The sequence below is a fragment of the Streptococcus bouchesdurhonensis genome (genome assembly GCF_948472335.1).
In genome coordinates, this window is record NZ_CAOKTW010000013.1 from 58,884 (window position 1) to 75,372 (window position 16,489).

Below are 16,489 nucleotides of genomic sequence, written 5' to 3' on the forward strand. Positions count from 1 at the left end.
CCCCTCTACTGACTACTATTTTTAACCCCAGCATATACATAGGTCCTATTTCTAGGACACGCTTTTTCCGTTACCACCCTAAAATAAAAGCTATGCTCCCGCCCATCCTTGGCATTTTCCTTGTTTAAGACAAAGTAGTTTTTCTGATTCATCGCCATGGTTCGTAGAATGTCATCAATCAAGAAAGTCAAGGGTACGTTCATGGCAGAGTATTTTTGAAAATCCTCTTCAAAATGAATATAGTTATCTGAAAAATAATCCATCTGCAGTTTGTTTTCATACAGCTCTTTTCTAGTCATAAACTCCCTCCTCCCACAGCCGAATTTCTAGGATATCTGCAACCTCTATCAACCTATATCCCTCGTTTGTCCTAATAGATAGAGTCTGAGGTGATAACTCTCTCACCACACCGATGATGGTGATTTTCTGCTTCTTTTCCTTTACCACAAAACTTCCCTTAAGTTGGCCAACATAAAGCTGAGAAAGCAAGTGCAACTTCTCATCTGGAGTCAAATCCGTCGAAAAATCAACACGGCTTTTTTCTTCACTGAGCGAACTGGTGTGTTCTGAGAGGTAAAATCCCATCCACTTCTGCATACCTGGATCTTGATAATCTCGCGCGGATTGAAAGGGTAAATAAGAACGATCAATCATTTTAATCCATCTAATCCTCCAGCAGAATGGCCCCCAATCAGCTTGCTTCTAGCAAGACTCCTAGAGGCTTCTTCCAGTGCATTGGCTCTTAAAAGAGAAGTGAAACCAAATTGTTCCCGAATGGAGTCAATGGCCGTCTGGAGCCTTTCTTCTTTTTCTAGCTTGTCAACATCATCAAAGAGAGATATCAAACCAAAGGGCTCGTCTACAAAGCCTGAATAGTTTACACCGACACTTCTGACTGCTCCAGAAGTGTATTTGTTATGAAATAACTTCAAAACATAATTCGTTAAGACAGCTGTATTATTGGTCGGTTCGACCTTCATTTGTGTGTGAATAGACGACCTGACCTCCTGTTTAGAGAAACCGACATAGATAGAGACAAGGGTTGTTTTCTTGCCAGACCTTCTCAATCTAATAGCCACCTGCTCCGCCATTTCTCGAAGAATAATTTCAATATCCCGTAGCTTCACGTAGTCTCTCGGCAAGATTTGAGAATTCCCCAAGCCCTTGGATTTGGCTTTATAAGGCTTATGAACATTGCTCTCATCAATTCCGTTAGCATGAAACCACAAACGAAGACCAGCCTGACCCAGAGCTTTTTTTAGCTGGTCAGGATTGCTGGTTGCCAATTCCTTGATGGAAAAAATCCCCAGAGCATGCAAGCGTTTCTCCATCCGCCTGCCAATTCCCCAAAAGTCGGTCATCTTGGGAATGAACCAGACCTTCTCTTCCACATCCTGGTAAGACCAGTTGGCCCTCATGGTCGGAGTGTGCTTGGCTTCATTATCCAGAGCCAACTTGGCCAGTAAGGGATTGGCATTTGACATACCTACTGTAGAGTAGATCCCTGTCTGCCTCCAAATATCCCTCTGAATACGAGCAGAAAGCATATCCAGCTTGTCTTTGCGAGAGAGACTCTTATCTGGGATAAAATAGTTGAGCGAACTAGTCAGGTCAATAAAGCCCTCATCGATAGAGTAAGGATAAATATCATCTGGACTGCCATAGTTTTGAAAGATTCGCTGGATTTCCATATTGACTGCAATGTACTCGTCCATTCGAGGAGGGACAATCAAGGTCACTTGAGCCCAATCTTCGATGTAGCGAACATAGTCCGAGTCAGTCGGTAGCCCTTGCTTTCGAGCATTGTAATAGGAAAATTTTCGCGTTTTGATATCAAAAGGCAAATCATAGGCCCGACCAACATTTGACTGGCCAAAAATCTTCTTAAACATGGGAGAGGAGGCTAGGATAAGACCAGTTGAATTATCCGCGCGACTCATGACACAAAGCGAGGTTTTCAGCGGATGCAATCCTCTTTTCACACACTCAACACTGGCATAAAAGGATTTCATATCGACAAAGGCAATGTCACTTTTGGGCTCTCTGGAATAATCAAAGTAGCCCATTGGCTAGCCCTCCATCGGCACAAAGTTCCCAACGATAATCCCCACAATCCGAGGATCTTCCTCATAGGAGATGAAAATATCCTTGTATTTAGGATTGATAGAGACCAGACGCAATCCATTCTCCTCTCGATAGACCCGTTTGATATAGGTCTGGTTGTTGCAAACCACTGCATAAACCGCCCCGTCATAGTCAAATCCTGTCTCTCGAATCAGAGCCACTGAACCATTTTGGTATTTAGGTTCCATGGAGTCCCCAGACACCCATGACGCAAAATCATGAGCCAACTCCTCATTAAAGTAAACCGTATCAAAATTCTGATCATCGTAGACTGAAGCCCCAATCCCTGCTGACATGCGTTCATAAACACGGTACTCGTAGAGGCGCTCTGGCATAGCTGTCACTTTCTGGGCTTGCTCCTCTTGAGATAGGTTGCGAGCATAGAGAACAACCTTCTCCTGCCCTTGCTTGGAGAGGCTATGGTAGAGACGGACAATCTCGATCTGAGTAAAATATCCTTTTGGTACTTTTAAAATATTCTCTAGCTGAAACACCTTCTCCTTGGACGGTTCCTTGACTCCACGTTCCCAAGCTGAGTAAGCCTGAAAGCTAATCCCAAGTTGCTCTGCAATTTCCTTCTGTGTCAGTTTTAACTCTTTCCTCCGAGCCTTTAATTTTTCTGGCTGATACATACTTCACCTCCTATTATGATACTTTAATGGACATTATCTCCCTTAGAAAGACTAATCGATGCTTGAAGTCATATTTTTGAAACTCAACCAATATGGTTTAGTTTTATTATATAAAAAAAGTGGACGGTTGTCTACTAGGAATATCATAAACATCATGAGTTTTATACTCAATGAAAATCAAAGAGCAAACTAGGAAACTAGCCGCAGGCTGTACTTGAGTACGGCAAGGCGACGTTGACGCGGTTTGAATTTGATTTTCGAAGAGTATTAATCAAACTAAAAGGACCTAGCCCTGTACAATACAGAACTAAATCCTTTGAATAAATAATTGATCTAACTTTTAAAATTCCTACAGAAATTCCAGTTTTTCTCTATTTGATACCAGACATTAGTTTTTCAATACGTGGAACGTAGAAGAGTAAGATAATACCGAATACAATCGTAATTCCTCCAACAATTCCATAGTAAGCCACTTCAGTTTCGCTTGTATAAAATTTTACAATTTGAGCATTGATAGCTTGGGCAGCTGCATTACTCAAGAACCAGATAGACATCATTTGTGCTTGGAAGGATTTTGGTGCTAGCTTAGTAGTGACTGATAGACCAATAGGCGAAATCAACATCTCCCCCACAATCACAATAGCCCAACTCATAATCAACCAGAAAGGACTGACCTTAACATCTGTCCCAAAGAGCATCCCTGGTAACATCATCCACAAGAAGGATAAACCTGCAGCAAATAAACCGTAAGCAAATTTCTTAGCAGAGGATGGTTGCTTTTTACCCATTTTCCCCCACAACCACGCAAAAATCGGCACATAAATCATAATGAAAAGGGGATTGATACTTTGGAAAAAGCTAGATGGAAAATGAATCTGATTCCCAAATACATTAAAGTAAAGTTGAGTTTGATCATCCGCAAATAGAGCGAGAACAACAGAACCCTGTTCCTCAATAGACCAGAAGAGTACTCCAGCGATAAATAGAGGAATGTAGGCAAATACTCGGGATCTCTCAGTGGCAGTTATTTTCTGACTAGATAAAATCTTAAAGAAATAGTAGATTGGAATAATTACAGCAATCACTGTAAAGATATTAACAATCATATCCACATTAAACTGGTGAGTAAAGACTAAACCTATAACCACGAGAATAACTACGACAAGTGTAATCAGCAAGCGTTTAATCAAGGTCTGCTGGTCCTTCTGTGAAAGTGGATCAGTGGGGTAAAGACTTGATTCAGGCAGATATTTCTTCCCATCCAAAACATACTTCACTAGACCAAAGAACATCCCAATAGCAGCTAATGAGAAACCTAGATGGAAATTGACTTCCTGACCTAGATAACCCACTAGATAAGGGGCAACGAAGGCACCTAAGTTAATACCAAAGACAAAGATACTAAAACCTGCATCCCGTCTATCATCCTCTTTCTCATAAATTCCCCCCACCATATCTGAGATATTGGGTTTTAAAAATCCAGTACCAAAGATAATCAAGGCAATAGAAAGATAGAGAGCCACTTGTCCAAAAGGTGTTGCCAAAGCAATATGCCCTAGCATAATCAGAATCCCACCGTAAAAGACAGTCTTACGACTTCCTAAAATACGGTCACTGACAAAACCACCGATAACCGAGGACAAAAATACCAGCGAGCCATAAATCGCCATAACCGATGCAGCTGTGGTCTTATCCATTCCCAATCCACCATCTTGCACACTATAGTACATATAGTAAAGTAGGATAGCTCGCATCCCATAGTAAGAAAAGCGTTCCCACATTTCTGTAAAGAAGAGGGTGGACAAGCCCATAGGATGTCCAAAAAATGTTTTCTGTTTTTCCATATATATTCTCCTTTAACGATATAATAATTCATTTTACAGAATTTTCAAATAAATGTCAAACAAATCCTGTTTGTTTTAGAAAATTTTCTGAAAAAATCTAACGTCTCATACTTAATTCCACCATAAATTTCAGACTAACTTCCACTTCGGTCAGACAAGTGGAAGTTACGTTGAAAAATCACCTTTAAAAATTTGCTCTTGTTTAGTTTAAAAATATTTCAAACCTTGAAACATACTTATCTTTTCCTCTTCAGTAAACAAAAATCCCTATGCCAAACTTGTAGTTACTACAATACAAGCCAATAAGCATAGAGATGTAAAACTGTTACACATTAAATAATAGAAATTGTGTACGAAATTTCTCAATTAATTTTCGCTAGTAAATATCTTTTCCAACAAACGCCCTCTCAATTCCTTATCCTGATGATGCAAGATATTCATTAACTCATGAGAATTTTTGGCATTGATGAATTGATTTAACAATCTATCTTTTAATTCATATGGAAGAGAAGCCGTCTTTAGTAGTCTAAAAACTTCGTCATTTAGGGATGTCCTTTTATTATCTTTACATTCAAATCTAGCCGTATCATTCTTATTTGGCAATTCAATAATAGACACATTCGTTCCTTTAAAATGAATTCTATGTTTTCTATTGCTTGGAACGATACTAGAATCTCCTTGTAATGCTAACTCTAATATTCCCATTTCCCAATCGATTGACAATCTTGTTTTATATCTTTGACCATTTTGATCTTCAATCATTTCAAAAGAATGTTGCTTGCCTGGAAATACATACCAATCTACAACTTCAGGTAAATCAACACCCATATCTATCTCAGAACCAACCAAGGGAATGATTGCACCACTTTTTGCAAACACAGGTATAGTCGAAATATCTCTATAAACACTCAACTTCACACCACCTGTATATTTTTTCTCTGAAAAGAAGTCATACCATTCACCTTCTGGGAACCATACATCCACTTTTGCAGATTGGAATGCCAAATCCATCTTTTCTACAATGGGAGCCACCATCAGTTCTGTTCCAAAAAAGTATTGGTTTGGAACATTATAGCTCTCATCATTCTCTGGGTAGAAATAATACATCGGGCTGATTAATGGGGCACCTTCCTCGTGTGTCTTTACATTCATAGTATATAGATAGGGAATCATCTGATGTCTCAAACGAAGGTATTTCTTCATAATCTTAGATGTTGTTTCTGAAAAAAACCAAGGTTCTTTACTATTAAAGGGACTTCTAGAACTATGTAATCGAGTTATCGGACTAAAAACGCCAAACTGTAGCCATCTAGTTTGTAGCTCTTCGTCATAATCCCCCAGCATGTGCCCACCGATATCATGACTCCACCAACTATAACCGATATTAGATGCTGTCGCTGTAAAATAAGGTTGAAATCTTAACGAATTCCAACTAATAATAGTATCCCCTGAAAAACCAACAGGGTAGCGGTGACTACCAGGACCTGCATATCTTGATAAAATCAAACCACCTTCTGCATTTTTACAACTATCCTGATAGTGATAATGGTTTAAAAGCCATAGTGGATCTAGCATACCTTGTGTCCCTTGTTGCCAGTCAATCCACCAAAAATCTACTCCCTGCTTTTCTAGCTCATAATGAACATCTTTAAAGTAGGCTTCTCTAAAAGAGGGATTAAAAAAATCAAAAATGGCAGGTTCTTCTAATTCTACATTTAACCCCAATCGTTTGGCAACTCGAGGATAAGCTTCTTCATAAGCCCGTATACCATCAGCAGGATGGACATTTAAGGAGAGTTTTAACTTTTTATCATGAAGTTGTTGCAATAACTGTTCTGGATTTGGTATTAAGTTTTTATTCCAACTATATCCTGTCCACCCACTTCCAAAACGGGCTGGAATTTCAGTTATATGCCAATCCATATCTAACACACCGATAGATAATGGAATTTTCTCTGTTTCAAATCTGTCTATTAAATCCAAGTATTCATCCGACGTATAAGGCCAATACCTACTCCACCAATTCCCTAAAGCATATCTTGGCAATAAGGGTGTTGAACCAGTCAAATGGTAAAAGTCTCTGATTGCTCCTCTATAATCATGCCCATAGGCAAAGAAATACAGGTCAATTTGATTTTCTCTCTCCATATAACCAGACTGTTCATCCCAAATAAATCCTTGAGAATCATCCAATAAGGCTATACCATTTCGGCTAATAATTCCATCTTCTAATGGGATTGCTCCATCTGCCTTATCCAGAGTCCGAGCTGTTCCTTTTAACGTTTCAATAGATTCACCAAAATACCAGCGACTACCATATACGGCAAAATTTCCTTTTAATTCTATAAATAGATTTTCGGCGTTAAATTCTCCTTTATTAAAGTGCAGATGAAAATAGTCCGTCATAATATCTAGTACGTTTGATGTCTCGATATAATCTAACGAAACTTGACCAAAATCTCTATTATAGATAAGTTGTGTAGTTCTATCCTCAAAACTTCCAGTTTGAGAGTATTCTAACCTTACTAACTTGTCTGTTAATACAGAGATTCGATAAAGCTCTCCCTTAAAAATTTTCAATTTGTTTCCCTCCTTTTATGGTAGCATAAAAACAGAACGCACCATTTTGATGCGTTTTTCGTTATTCTGAATGCAATGTTCTATCTATGACAAATAATACTCAATTGAAAAAATGTAGTGGACAAAATATCTTTTAACAAACCAAGATGTTATTAAAGAGTTATCCCCAGAGCAAGAGCTTCATCTCGTAATTTTTCAACATCACTAACCGTAGATCGCCATCCTTCAATCATATTTGTACTTAAAGCATACCAAACACTCTTAAAAACGGATCAGTTTTCAAAAGCTACTCCCATGATTGTCATCTTTTCTTTATCTATATCTAAGGACATATACTACCTCCTTTAGTTACATTATACCATGTTTCTCTGTAGCTTTTAAAAATTTTATTTTTTCTATAACACCTTAATATTCAGTGCGCTTATCCTATTTTATAAAACTCAAACCCAAATATAAAATGCATTCTTTTTCCTTTTTAACTAATGATGCCGAGTAAAAACTTAACTTCAGGGAAAAATTAAGTAAGACTAGACAAAGTTCAAAGAGCAAATTCGAAAACTGATCTCGTACAACTCAAAATACTGATTTTAGACTGAAGATAATGATAGAATGCTAATTAATGTTTTTGTAATAAAGAGCTGACAACTTATATTGCTTTTGATTTCTTAAGAATATAAAAAGAAACAATAAGGTAAACTCTTGAGTGCTTTGAAACGTTGATAGTATCTATTGATTAACGTTTTGAGGCAACTGGTCTTGTCCGGTTGCAGCCGCATTTGTAAGCGACTGAAGTCGCAACAACTGTGTCAATTGAACCAATTTAGTAAGAAAGTACAAAAAGAACACCCCGAAAGGTGCTCTTTGTAAGTATAGTAATTCTTTCGAATTAACGTTTACTAAATTGTGATGCTTTACGAGCTTTCTTAAGACCTGGTTTTTTCTACATTATGATATTTATGGTAAATTATCACTAAAATCAAGTAATTTTAAGAGATAAATCCTCAATATTTACATATATAATCCTTTTGAAAATCGAGAGGTTATCAAAGGGTTATCACATTTTAGTTTTCGGAGCTTATGTAGTTGAGAAATACGAAATACCGTATCATAAAGATGATGTACAGTTTAGCAACAAATATACAGTTTCTTCGTGCCTGGACAATTTCTTTTTCTATCCTGAAGATATTTAAACAGTTCTATATATTATTTCTTGTGAGTAATTTTCATCAAAAAATTTCGGGTATTCGGATTTTATGGTGGAAAAGGGCTTATAAATCACCCTTCTCCAAATTCTTAATAAGTGTGGAAAAATCGACACCTAAGTTGTCTGTAATGTCGTGATCATTCACTTCATACCAATTGAAAGTATCGTATAACATAGCTTTATTGAAAGCACTTGAATTAAATCGTGGCTTACGCTTTTTATGGAGCTTCTCATTGAAAAGGATTTTGGCTCGTAAGGCATCAAACGAGTAACCTCTACCCATTCGCTCTACCTACCTAATAATGCTGTTAATTGACTCCGTATAAGCATTAGTGAGCCTTTTATCAAAGTAGTTGAATATTTCAACATGCCAGTTGTCTACGGCTCTCACGAGGTCTTTATATGCGTCTTTAGAGTTGCTGGACATACAACGGTGTCTCCATTGACTATAACGAAGATGACCTTCATCTGGATCAGGAGTATCCCATATCCAGTAAAACTCTTCTTTGAGTTCATAGGCTTCTTTTAAAGCAGGAAGATTACCTAACCAAGTATCTAAGAGGAATGATTCACGTTCATTTAGATCGTGTTTACGCTTTAGAAGGATAAACCTTTCACGCATAAGGTACGTCTTTCTTTTTGGCTCATATGGGCTTTCAAAGACTTTCTGACGTTATCTAAGGCTTGATTAGCCATTCTAACTACATGAAACTTATCTACGACAACTTTAGCGTGTGGAAGGATAGTGTTCACTGCGTCTTTGTAGGGCTTCCACATATCCATTGTGACGTACTCAATGTAAGTCCTGTCACTGATTTCTGAAAGACGTTGGATGACTGTTTCCTTGTTACGGTTAGGCTTGATGTCATAAATAGTCCTGCGTTCAATATTAGTCAATACAAGCCGAGGTCTACGGATAATATGTATCTCGTCTATCCCAAGCCACTTAGGAGTTTCAAACTGGTATTCACGTTCTTTGAGTGCCACATAGTCCTTAAAAACGTTCCTAATGGTTTTTTCGTCAACACCAACGCTTTCTGCGACTTCTACAAAGGTCTTAGACATGGATTGCTCTTGAATGGACTTTAAAAGCCTTTTGGTCATACTACGCTTTTCATCTACAGATATTAGGCGTTCCCAGAAGGTAGATCCGCATTCACGACACTTGTATCGTCTACGGTTCAATTGTAAGCCCACTCGCTTTAAACGAATGGGCAAATCCATAATTAGTTGATTTCTTGAACTGTGTTTGTACAACTTGTCAAAACCACATTCAGAACAACATTCAGGTGGTCCGACTGCTTCAACTTTAAACATCATATCGGTTTCATTTTCTTGTGGCGGTTCTATTGTTTTAATGTCTGGTAAGGATAATAAGTCTGACATATTATTCATCCTTTATTACTCTGCGGTGTTAAGGTATCAATTATAGATTTGATGTCGAAATCATCAGTGTTAAATTATTTTTGTGACCACAAATGCACTTAGAAAATCCCTTAAAGCATTAGCTGGTTCACTTGAATAGGGAGTTGTAAAAAAGTTCCCTTAGCCTGCACAGCAAGATAATTTCGAAACATCTTTATCAAAAGTTAGGACAGCCAGCTTCAATCCTTCTGCCATTGTTAGATATGGAGCCATCGTTTCTCTCAGATCTCCAACAGTTAAACCGAATTTCACAGCTAATGTTGCTGCATAAATTACGTCTCCTGCGTTTTCTGCCACTACATGCGCCCCTAACACTTTCAATGTTTTCGCGTCTGCCACTAATTTGAAAACACCTGTTGTTTCCCGATTAACGAGCGCTCTTGGAACAGCATCCAACGGCAATACCGATGTTTTCACTTCATATCCTTTTTCTTTTGCCTGTTGCTCCGTTAAACCAACCGTTGCAATCGATGGAGAAGTAAACGTAACGCCTGGAACCACTTCTAAATTGACCTTTTGATTTAGTCCTCCGATTGCATTACGAGCAGCAAGTCCACCTTCATAAGCAGCTACATAAACAAATTGGGGACCGAGAGTGACATCTCCAGCTGAATAAATTCGGGAATTGGTCGTTTTAAGATAATCATCAATGACAATTTCACCACGGGAACCAACTTCAACGCCTGCTGCATGTAAGTTTAATGATTCTGTATTTGGTTTTCTTCCAGTGGCAATTAGCAATTGTTCTGCTTCAATAATTCGCTTTTTACCATTTATCTCAACATGAACTTTTTTAATGTCTCCATCTTGCTCAACTCGTTCATAGGTTGCACCTGTTACTAAATTAATTCCCTGTTCTGTTAAGGCCTTAGTAATGGCTTCTGAAATTTCAGGATCGTATTCTTTTAATAGACGCTCGCTTCTTTGAATCAAAGTGACTTCTGACCCGAGGTTATGAAATAGTTGTCCTAATTCCATGCCGATATATCCTGAACCAATTACGGTAAGACGATTTGGAACCTTCTTTAATTCCAATAAGCTAGTGCTTGTTAAATAATCTACTTCATCTAATCCGGGAATATTAGGTGCAGTTGAAGAAGCACCTGTAGCTATTAAAAATCTTTTGGCTGTGATTTGATTGCCATTTACTTCAACTGTATTTTCATTTACGAATTTTGCTTCACCTTTTATTAATTCAAAACCATAATCATCAATTAAATTCACATATTTTTCATTTCGCATCTCGGTTACTAAATCATTCTTTTGTTTTACTAATGGCGCTAAATCAACATTTGAAGCCGAAGTGTGTAATCCCACAAATGGATTATTTTTTGCTAGATGATTGATTTCCCCTGCTCTTAATAAGGTCTTAGAAGGAACGCATCCGACATTAACGCAAGTTCCACCCACCGTTCCACGCTCAATCATAGCCACTTTTGCGTTCAAAGTAACGGCTTCAATGGCAGATGAAAAGGCAGCTCCACCAGAACCGATGATGATGTAATCATAATCATAGTTACCTTCATCATTTAAACTTACATCTGTCCTTTTTTCCGATTGCACTTGTATTTCTTCTACTTCGCCCGGGTGATATTGTGCGTCAGTAATCGCTGTTTTCGCGATATCAATGTCTACATCATACGGTAGTTCAAACAGTGCTTCTCCGCGACGAAAGTCTACTTCAATCCCTTTTGCACCTGCATTTTCAAGAGCAACCGCAATATGTTCTTCACAACCAGTGCAGGTCATTCCTTCAACGTTTAGCCGATATTTTTTCAATAAATTCGTCTTTTGTTCCGATTGAAATTCTTCTGCTTCGCCCGGGTGATAATTTGCGTCAGCAATCGCCTTTATTGCACTTTCAACCTCAATATCATCGGACAGTTCAAATACTGCTTCACCACGACGATAACTAGACTCAATATTTTTAGCACCTATCTTTTCAAGTGCTGATTCTACGTGTTTTTCACAACCCGTACAAGTCATTCCTGAAATGTTTACCTTAAATTTATTCATAAAAAAGCTCCTTTCGTTAATTAATCTCTCATGTTAATGTTTCTATTATTGGACACGAATGTAATTGCTTTTCATCTGGACATCGTTGTTTTAAGTCGTCTAACATAGTTTCAATTCGTTTTAAATCCTCTATTTGTTTTTGCACTTCCTTTTGTTTTTTAGAAACAAATTCGAACATATCTTGACAACGAACTTCATCTTTATCTACAACACCAAGTAATTTATAAATCTCGCTTAAAGAGAAACCAAGTTCCTGTATTCGTTTAATAAGCCCAACACGCTTAACGTCATCATATGAATATATCCGATAACCAGCTTCCGTTCGGTGAGGTTCTTGTAATAAATTTTTTCGCTCGTAATATCTGATCGTTTCTTTATTAACTCCACATTTATCTGCAAACTCACTAATGCGATAAATCATCTTATTTCACCCCCTGAATATTATAAACCATGTACCATAGTACACGGTCAAGTAAATTGGACTATTTTATTTTTTTCCCAAAGTATCACTCGTATGTGATTGATACTTTTATATAATACTATTGATTATCCTAACATCCCACCAGAAAATCCGATTTAAACACCAGTTGTTTTTAAACTATTAAGAAAGTAATTCCACTATATATTCCGAAGACCCGAAATTTCATAGAGTAGCTCCCTAGAATCATGGAAAAGTAGTAAAAATAGTTGTTATCCTAGTTGATTAAAAAAATCCCTGATTTCCTCATCTTTTATAAAATAATATATAATTTTCCCCTCTCTTCTAGTGCCCAAGATGTTTTGATTGGCTAGTTTACGAAGATGGTGGGAAGTAGATGCCATACTGAGATTTAGTAAACAGGCTATATCACAGACACAGAGTTCTTCAACAGCAAGAAGATAGAAGATGATATTTATCTGTTTATTATCGGTAAATTTTGTTAAAATGCGAAGTGATTTTTGGACTTTTTCCTTTTCAAGGTAGTTCGTTGCGGTTGTAATACTTTGCTGATTTATAACATTCACTTGGCAGATACTATCTTTTTTCATAATATTTTCTCCTAGCCTAATATAGTCCATAGTATGTCAAAACTGTTATTTTCAATCAGGATATATATCCCCAATCCTAAATAAACAACGGCAATAAACCATCTGCTATATTTTTCCAAAATTTCTCCAACAGAAGAGACTTGTGCCAATTTTTGGGCAGAAAAAACCAAGAGATAAATCATGACTAGAAAGGTAAGTAAAGCTACTATCAAATTTGCTAAATTTAAGGTAGTAAAATATGGAACAAAGACACCAATATTGTCAGCACCACAACTTGCAAAAGTAATCATAGCGACTAGAAATATCAGGTTTTTATTATCTTTGCGCAAACCTTCTTTGGCAATAGCTTCTCCATCAGAATCTCCTAAAAGCAAAACTTTGAGACCTAGGAAAATTGGAATCAAACCGAGTAAACCTAAAATCTCTTTACTAGGAATATAATTTAAGACAAATGCAAAAAGCAAACTTAGGAATATTAGACTAACAGAGCCTAGAAATTGTCCTAAATAGATGTTAATGATGTCCTTTCTGCTTTTTCTTTTGGCAAAAAATAACATTAGGATAATAAGTAAGTCTACGGCTGTCCCAGAATACAGGATTATTGAAGTAACAATATTTTGAATCATAAAACACCTCATTCAAATATATTTTTGAATGTATTCTAACATTAAACTTTGTAGATGTCAACTTAAAATCCACCAAAATATAGATAAGAAGTTAGTGTACCAAATATTAAAAAGCCCTGCCATCGAAATGACAGCAGGGCTTAACTTCAATATCCAGATAATATATTTATCTAAAAAAGGTACAGTTTTTATTGATTTGTAGTGCGATATAATGAGTTTCCAAAAATCAAAAATCGCTTAAAATCAATATTTTGACATCTATTGACGTGTACTGAAACCCTTACTTAACCTCTGTAAGGATATAATTACGGTACCAGTATATCATAAATAATAACAAAATCTTGACTTTCCGAAACATAATGATTTTCCCGAAAGAAAGAGATCAACCTAAAAAATTACTGTCTTACTTATGTAATGTTTCTTTAATATAATATAGAAATAAAAAGTATGTAAATGAAAAGATTTATCACATTACTTTTAGTGTCTCTATCTACAATTTTATTAATTGCATGCTCTAACCAATCAAGCAATTCTTTAGATGGCGAATACCGTTGAATAAACGAGAGTAGAAATGAAGTTGCCTTTACCATTTCAGGTAACAAAGGAAATAGCAACAAAGGAGAGGCCGACACCTTTACAATTGATAAAGACAGTGCAACAATCGAACCGACTGGCTCTAATATCATAAACCGAAAAGAGAATTATACCTTCAAGGATGACGTATTCACTGTAGATATTTCAGGAACAAAGCAGGAGTATTACAAAAAGGATAGTGAAGAAATACAGCGACAAGTAAAACCCTCAAACTATTTGATATTCTTTATACAATAAAAACGATTTTGTACTGACCCCCAAAAGTTAGATTTTTTCTGTCTAACTTTTGGGGGTCAGTACACACCCGCATAGCGGGTATTTTTTTTTCTCGCACCTAGCGGAGTGAGACAGGCTAATAGTCACATAATAAAAAATTTACTTAAAGTCAGATTTTAAATACTTTAGAATAGTTCTTTCTAAAACTTACTCCCAAATTTTTTTGCTCGTATAATTCATCAGGGGTTTGGGGATTCCCCAAAATTCAAATCATCCCAAAAAGTACATACACTTTGTGTATACAAATTTTAGGATGATTTTGGGAGTGTGTGTATACAGACTCTGAGCTCGCAAAGTCATATTATGAGAAATCTTTCCTTCTCGATAAAATAATCCCAAAAATCAATTTGACTGTCATTTGTGTGTACAAATATTTTAAGAAGATATATAAAAAACGCTGCAAAATTTTTAACAGCGTTTCCTTATTTTAAAATTCTCATATGTCTTTCTTTTTTATGGTTAGCATCATAGTATTCCAGCATCGCATGATACAAACGAGCCTTCGTTTTATCTTGTTGTTTAATTCCATGAAGAAATAATTCTGCTCGCTTTAATTTCAATATGTATTCACATATCTGATCAAAATCCTTATCCATATTACTTTTGAAAATAAACATCTTTTTCCTCCATCACATCAACTATTTTTTGCATCAAAATAGACATATCCATTTTGTTTTCATAGCTTATTCTCCCAACTACAGTTGCAAGACGGGCTATAGAATTGATATTCTTTCCGACTTGTTCCAACTCTTCTGTTAAAGGAACTAAACCTTCAAAAGAGACTTTTTGGATGTTCAAATCTGTTCGTATTAATTTTTGTCTAGCAAACTCAGAAAAATTACGAATATTTTCCTTCCTCATACAATCATTTAATTTTTTATTTTCTTCTTCCGTCAAAAACACCTGTTTCAACACAGATTTTATTCTCATGGTCCTATCACCTCGTTTTCTTATTTAGTCGTTTTACAAGTTCTTTCACTTGTTTACTTGTCTTCTTTTCATATTCTATCATCAGCTCAACGCAGTAGTGAAATATCCTTACATTATCCAAATCCTCACTTTGTTCTGCTATTCTTTCTAACTGACGTAAGTTATTGATAATTCTTCTAACTTGAAATATAAAGTCATGATAAGATTCAAAATCAAATTGAAGATAAATAGGCGAGCTCTTAAATAACATTTTTCTGGCATAAGAGGAAAAACTTAGATGATTTGTCATTTCAATCAAGTTATTCACTATTTCATTTTGCTCCTCAGTGATGTAACATTTCTTTAGAACAGTCCTATATCTACTCATTTATCATATACTTCTTTCGGGCATTTTCATGGGCAATAGCTTTGCACTCCAGCATACGTTCCTGCTTTAAATTCTCCATAGACTTAAATAAATACGCCAAAGGAGACGTCGCATCCTCAGGAATCCGTTCAATCATGCTAATGACTTCATCACTAGTTACATACCCACTAGCCAAATACTCGCCTATCTTCATCTTCTGAGCATGTGTTAAAGTGTAATTGTTAGGATACAAAAATCTATCATTGTACTTATAAGAAATGGATTCTAACAAAGAATAATATTTGGGTGGAATATAAGTTTCAGGCTTTCTAGAACTATTATCCAGTATATTCTCAATCTCTTTCTTATTCTTATTCTTACTCTTGTTCTTAATCTCTTGCGTTACATTATCATTTTCATCCGTTACTGTAACGTTACAGTCTAAAACGAGTTGTGGCTCGCCTGTAATTAGTGCTTTTTGTTTTTGTCTATGACGAGCAACACGTTCCCTAGTTTGTTTTCTAATCTTTTCTAGTCCATCTATATTCTGATGTTTCTCCCATTTTGGAATGGTAATAGCGCCATCTATGATTTCTATCATGCCAAATTCTTCAAACATGCTGAGAGCTAATTTTACAGATGTAGCCTTTCGCCTAAACACTGTTGAAAGCATCTCTTCTGTGTAATAAACCTTGTTCCCTAGACTTAATATGCCACTATTATTTTGCTTTCCTGCAAGCACCAGAATTTTAAACCATATTACAATAAGAGTATCTCCTTCTGGCATTGATTCTATTAGCTGAATTTTTTCATCATCAAATATATCTGTTGTTATCTTGATCCACTGAACACCATTCATACGA

General features: G+C 36.4%; 14 protein-coding genes and 3 pseudogenes. 2 read left to right on the top strand and 15 right to left on the bottom strand.

Annotation, left to right across the window (positions count from 1 at the left end):
* Window positions 1-5 precede the first annotated feature (5 nt).
* The 12 genes and pseudogenes from QMQ21_RS17305 to QMQ21_RS17360 all read right to left on the bottom strand — a co-directional run bounded on the left by QMQ21_RS17305 (window position 6) and on the right by QMQ21_RS17360 (window position 13,480).
* Window positions 6-299 (bottom strand): DUF5960 family protein, encoded by a 294-nt coding sequence (locus tag QMQ21_RS17305; protein ID WP_261126315.1) that lies wholly within the window; start codon window positions 297-299, stop codon window positions 6-8.
* Entirely contained in the window at window positions 292-654 is a 363-nt protein-coding gene (locus QMQ21_RS17310) for a hypothetical protein (RefSeq protein ID WP_000567217.1), read from the bottom strand. The genes QMQ21_RS17305 and QMQ21_RS17310 overlap by 8 nt, the downstream gene beginning before the upstream one ends.
* The gene (locus QMQ21_RS17315) at window positions 651-2,066 is read right to left on the bottom strand and encodes a Y-family DNA polymerase (protein ID WP_284525506.1); all 1,416 of its coding nucleotides are present in this window, start codon (window positions 2,064-2,066) and stop codon (window positions 651-653) included. Before QMQ21_RS17315 ends, QMQ21_RS17310 begins: the two co-directional genes overlap by 4 nt.
* Window positions 2,067-2,069: 3 nt before the next feature.
* Window positions 2,070-2,756, bottom strand: coding sequence for an XRE family transcriptional regulator (locus QMQ21_RS17320; RefSeq protein WP_033686379.1), 687 nt, complete (start codon window positions 2,754-2,756; stop codon window positions 2,070-2,072).
* A 371-nt stretch (window positions 2,757-3,127) separates the two neighbouring features.
* Window positions 3,128-4,600 (bottom strand): peptide MFS transporter, encoded by a 1,473-nt coding sequence (locus QMQ21_RS17325; protein WP_261116051.1) that lies wholly within the window; start codon window positions 4,598-4,600, stop codon window positions 3,128-3,130.
* Window positions 4,601-4,966: 366 nt separating this feature from the next.
* Window positions 4,967-7,180: a glycoside hydrolase family 31 protein gene (locus QMQ21_RS17330; protein ID WP_261814876.1), complete on the bottom strand. Its 2,214-nt coding sequence runs from the start codon at window positions 7,178-7,180 to the stop codon at window positions 4,967-4,969.
* A gap of 152 nt (window positions 7,181-7,332) precedes the next feature.
* Window positions 7,333-7,512, bottom strand: a pseudogene (locus tag QMQ21_RS17335) (hypothetical protein).
* A gap of 936 nt (window positions 7,513-8,448) precedes the next feature.
* Window positions 8,449-9,770, bottom strand: a pseudogene (locus tag QMQ21_RS17340) (ISL3 family transposase).
* Window positions 9,771-9,929: 159 nt separating this feature from the next.
* Complete coding sequence (gene merA, locus QMQ21_RS17345; protein ID WP_020903446.1) at window positions 9,930-11,825, bottom strand: mercury(II) reductase; 1,896 nt, start codon at window positions 11,823-11,825, stop codon at window positions 9,930-9,932.
* A gap of 28 nt (window positions 11,826-11,853) precedes the next feature.
* The gene (gene merR, locus QMQ21_RS17350; protein ID WP_000640389.1) at window positions 11,854-12,246 is read right to left on the bottom strand and encodes a mercury resistance transcriptional regulator MerR; all 393 of its coding nucleotides are present in this window, start codon (window positions 12,244-12,246) and stop codon (window positions 11,854-11,856) included.
* A 269-nt stretch (window positions 12,247-12,515) separates the two neighbouring features.
* Window positions 12,516-12,854 (bottom strand): Cd(II)/Zn(II)-sensing metalloregulatory transcriptional regulator CadX, encoded by a 339-nt coding sequence (cadX, locus tag QMQ21_RS17355; protein ID WP_000711094.1) that lies wholly within the window; start codon window positions 12,852-12,854, stop codon window positions 12,516-12,518.
* 11 nt (window positions 12,855-12,865) lie between these two features.
* Window positions 12,866-13,480: a CadD family cadmium resistance transporter gene (locus QMQ21_RS17360; RefSeq protein ID WP_049516165.1), complete on the bottom strand. Its 615-nt coding sequence runs from the start codon at window positions 13,478-13,480 to the stop codon at window positions 12,866-12,868.
* Between the two features lie 28 nt (window positions 13,481-13,508).
* Between QMQ21_RS17360 and QMQ21_RS17365 the strand changes: the two genes are divergently transcribed.
* Both QMQ21_RS17365 and QMQ21_RS19565 read left to right on the top strand, forming a co-directional pair.
* On the top strand, window positions 13,509-13,682 hold the full coding sequence (locus tag QMQ21_RS17365) for a FanG protein (protein WP_071788300.1): 174 nt from the start codon (window positions 13,509-13,511) through the stop codon (window positions 13,680-13,682).
* A gap of 251 nt (window positions 13,683-13,933) precedes the next feature.
* Window positions 13,934-14,311 (top strand): annotated as a pseudogene (locus tag QMQ21_RS19565) (hypothetical protein).
* 461 nt (window positions 14,312-14,772) lie between these two features.
* Here QMQ21_RS19565 and QMQ21_RS17370 read toward each other — a convergent pair.
* From QMQ21_RS17370 to QMQ21_RS17385, 3 genes are all read right to left on the bottom strand, one after another.
* Entirely contained in the window at window positions 14,773-14,967 is a 195-nt protein-coding gene (locus QMQ21_RS17370) for a hypothetical protein (RefSeq protein ID WP_000469564.1), read from the bottom strand.
* Window positions 14,948-15,280 carry a hypothetical protein gene (locus QMQ21_RS17375; RefSeq protein WP_001220782.1) on the bottom strand — a complete coding sequence of 111 codons (333 nt, stop codon included), beginning with the start codon at window positions 15,278-15,280 and terminating at the stop codon, window positions 14,948-14,950. Before QMQ21_RS17375 ends, QMQ21_RS17370 begins: the two co-directional genes overlap by 20 nt.
* A gap of 359 nt (window positions 15,281-15,639) precedes the next feature.
* Window positions 15,640-16,485 carry a phage replisome organizer N-terminal domain-containing protein gene (locus tag QMQ21_RS17385; protein WP_033686361.1) on the bottom strand — a complete coding sequence of 282 codons (846 nt, stop codon included), beginning with the start codon at window positions 16,483-16,485 and terminating at the stop codon, window positions 15,640-15,642.
* Between the last annotated feature and the right edge of the window lie 4 nt (window positions 16,486-16,489).

Excerpts from the sequence above, each read along its gene's own strand:
- merR (WP_000640389.1), bottom strand. The coding sequence starts at position 12,246 with ATGATTTATCGCATTAGTGAGTTTGCAGATAAATGTGGAGTTAATAAA.
- QMQ21_RS17365 (WP_071788300.1), top strand. The coding sequence starts at position 13,509 with ATGTATTCTAACATTAAACTTTGTAGATGTCAACTTAAAATCCACCAA.
- cadX (WP_000711094.1), bottom strand. The coding sequence starts at position 12,854 with ATGAAAAAAGATAGTATCTGCCAAGTGAATGTTATAAATCAGCAAAGT.
- QMQ21_RS17320 (WP_033686379.1), bottom strand. The coding sequence starts at position 2,756 with ATGTATCAGCCAGAAAAATTAAAGGCTCGGAGGAAAGAGTTAAAACTG.
- merA (WP_020903446.1), bottom strand. The coding sequence starts at position 11,825 with ATGAATAAATTTAAGGTAAACATTTCAGGAATGACTTGTACGGGTTGT.
- QMQ21_RS17310 (WP_000567217.1), bottom strand. The coding sequence starts at position 654 with ATGATTGATCGTTCTTATTTACCCTTTCAATCCGCGCGAGATTATCAA.
- QMQ21_RS17370 (WP_000469564.1), bottom strand. The coding sequence starts at position 14,967 with ATGTTTATTTTCAAAAGTAATATGGATAAGGATTTTGATCAGATATGT.
- QMQ21_RS17360 (WP_049516165.1), bottom strand. The coding sequence starts at position 13,480 with ATGATTCAAAATATTGTTACTTCAATAATCCTGTATTCTGGGACAGCC.
- QMQ21_RS17315 (WP_284525506.1), bottom strand. The coding sequence starts at position 2,066 with ATGGGCTACTTTGATTATTCCAGAGAGCCCAAAAGTGACATTGCCTTT.
- QMQ21_RS17325 (WP_261116051.1), bottom strand. The coding sequence starts at position 4,600 with ATGGAAAAACAGAAAACATTTTTTGGACATCCTATGGGCTTGTCCACC.
- QMQ21_RS17305 (WP_261126315.1), bottom strand. The coding sequence starts at position 299 with ATGACTAGAAAAGAGCTGTATGAAAACAAACTGCAGATGGATTATTTT.
- QMQ21_RS17385 (WP_033686361.1), bottom strand. The coding sequence starts at position 16,485 with ATGAATGGTGTTCAGTGGATCAAGATAACAACAGATATATTTGATGAT.
- QMQ21_RS17375 (WP_001220782.1), bottom strand. The coding sequence starts at position 15,280 with ATGAGAATAAAATCTGTGTTGAAACAGGTGTTTTTGACGGAAGAAGAA.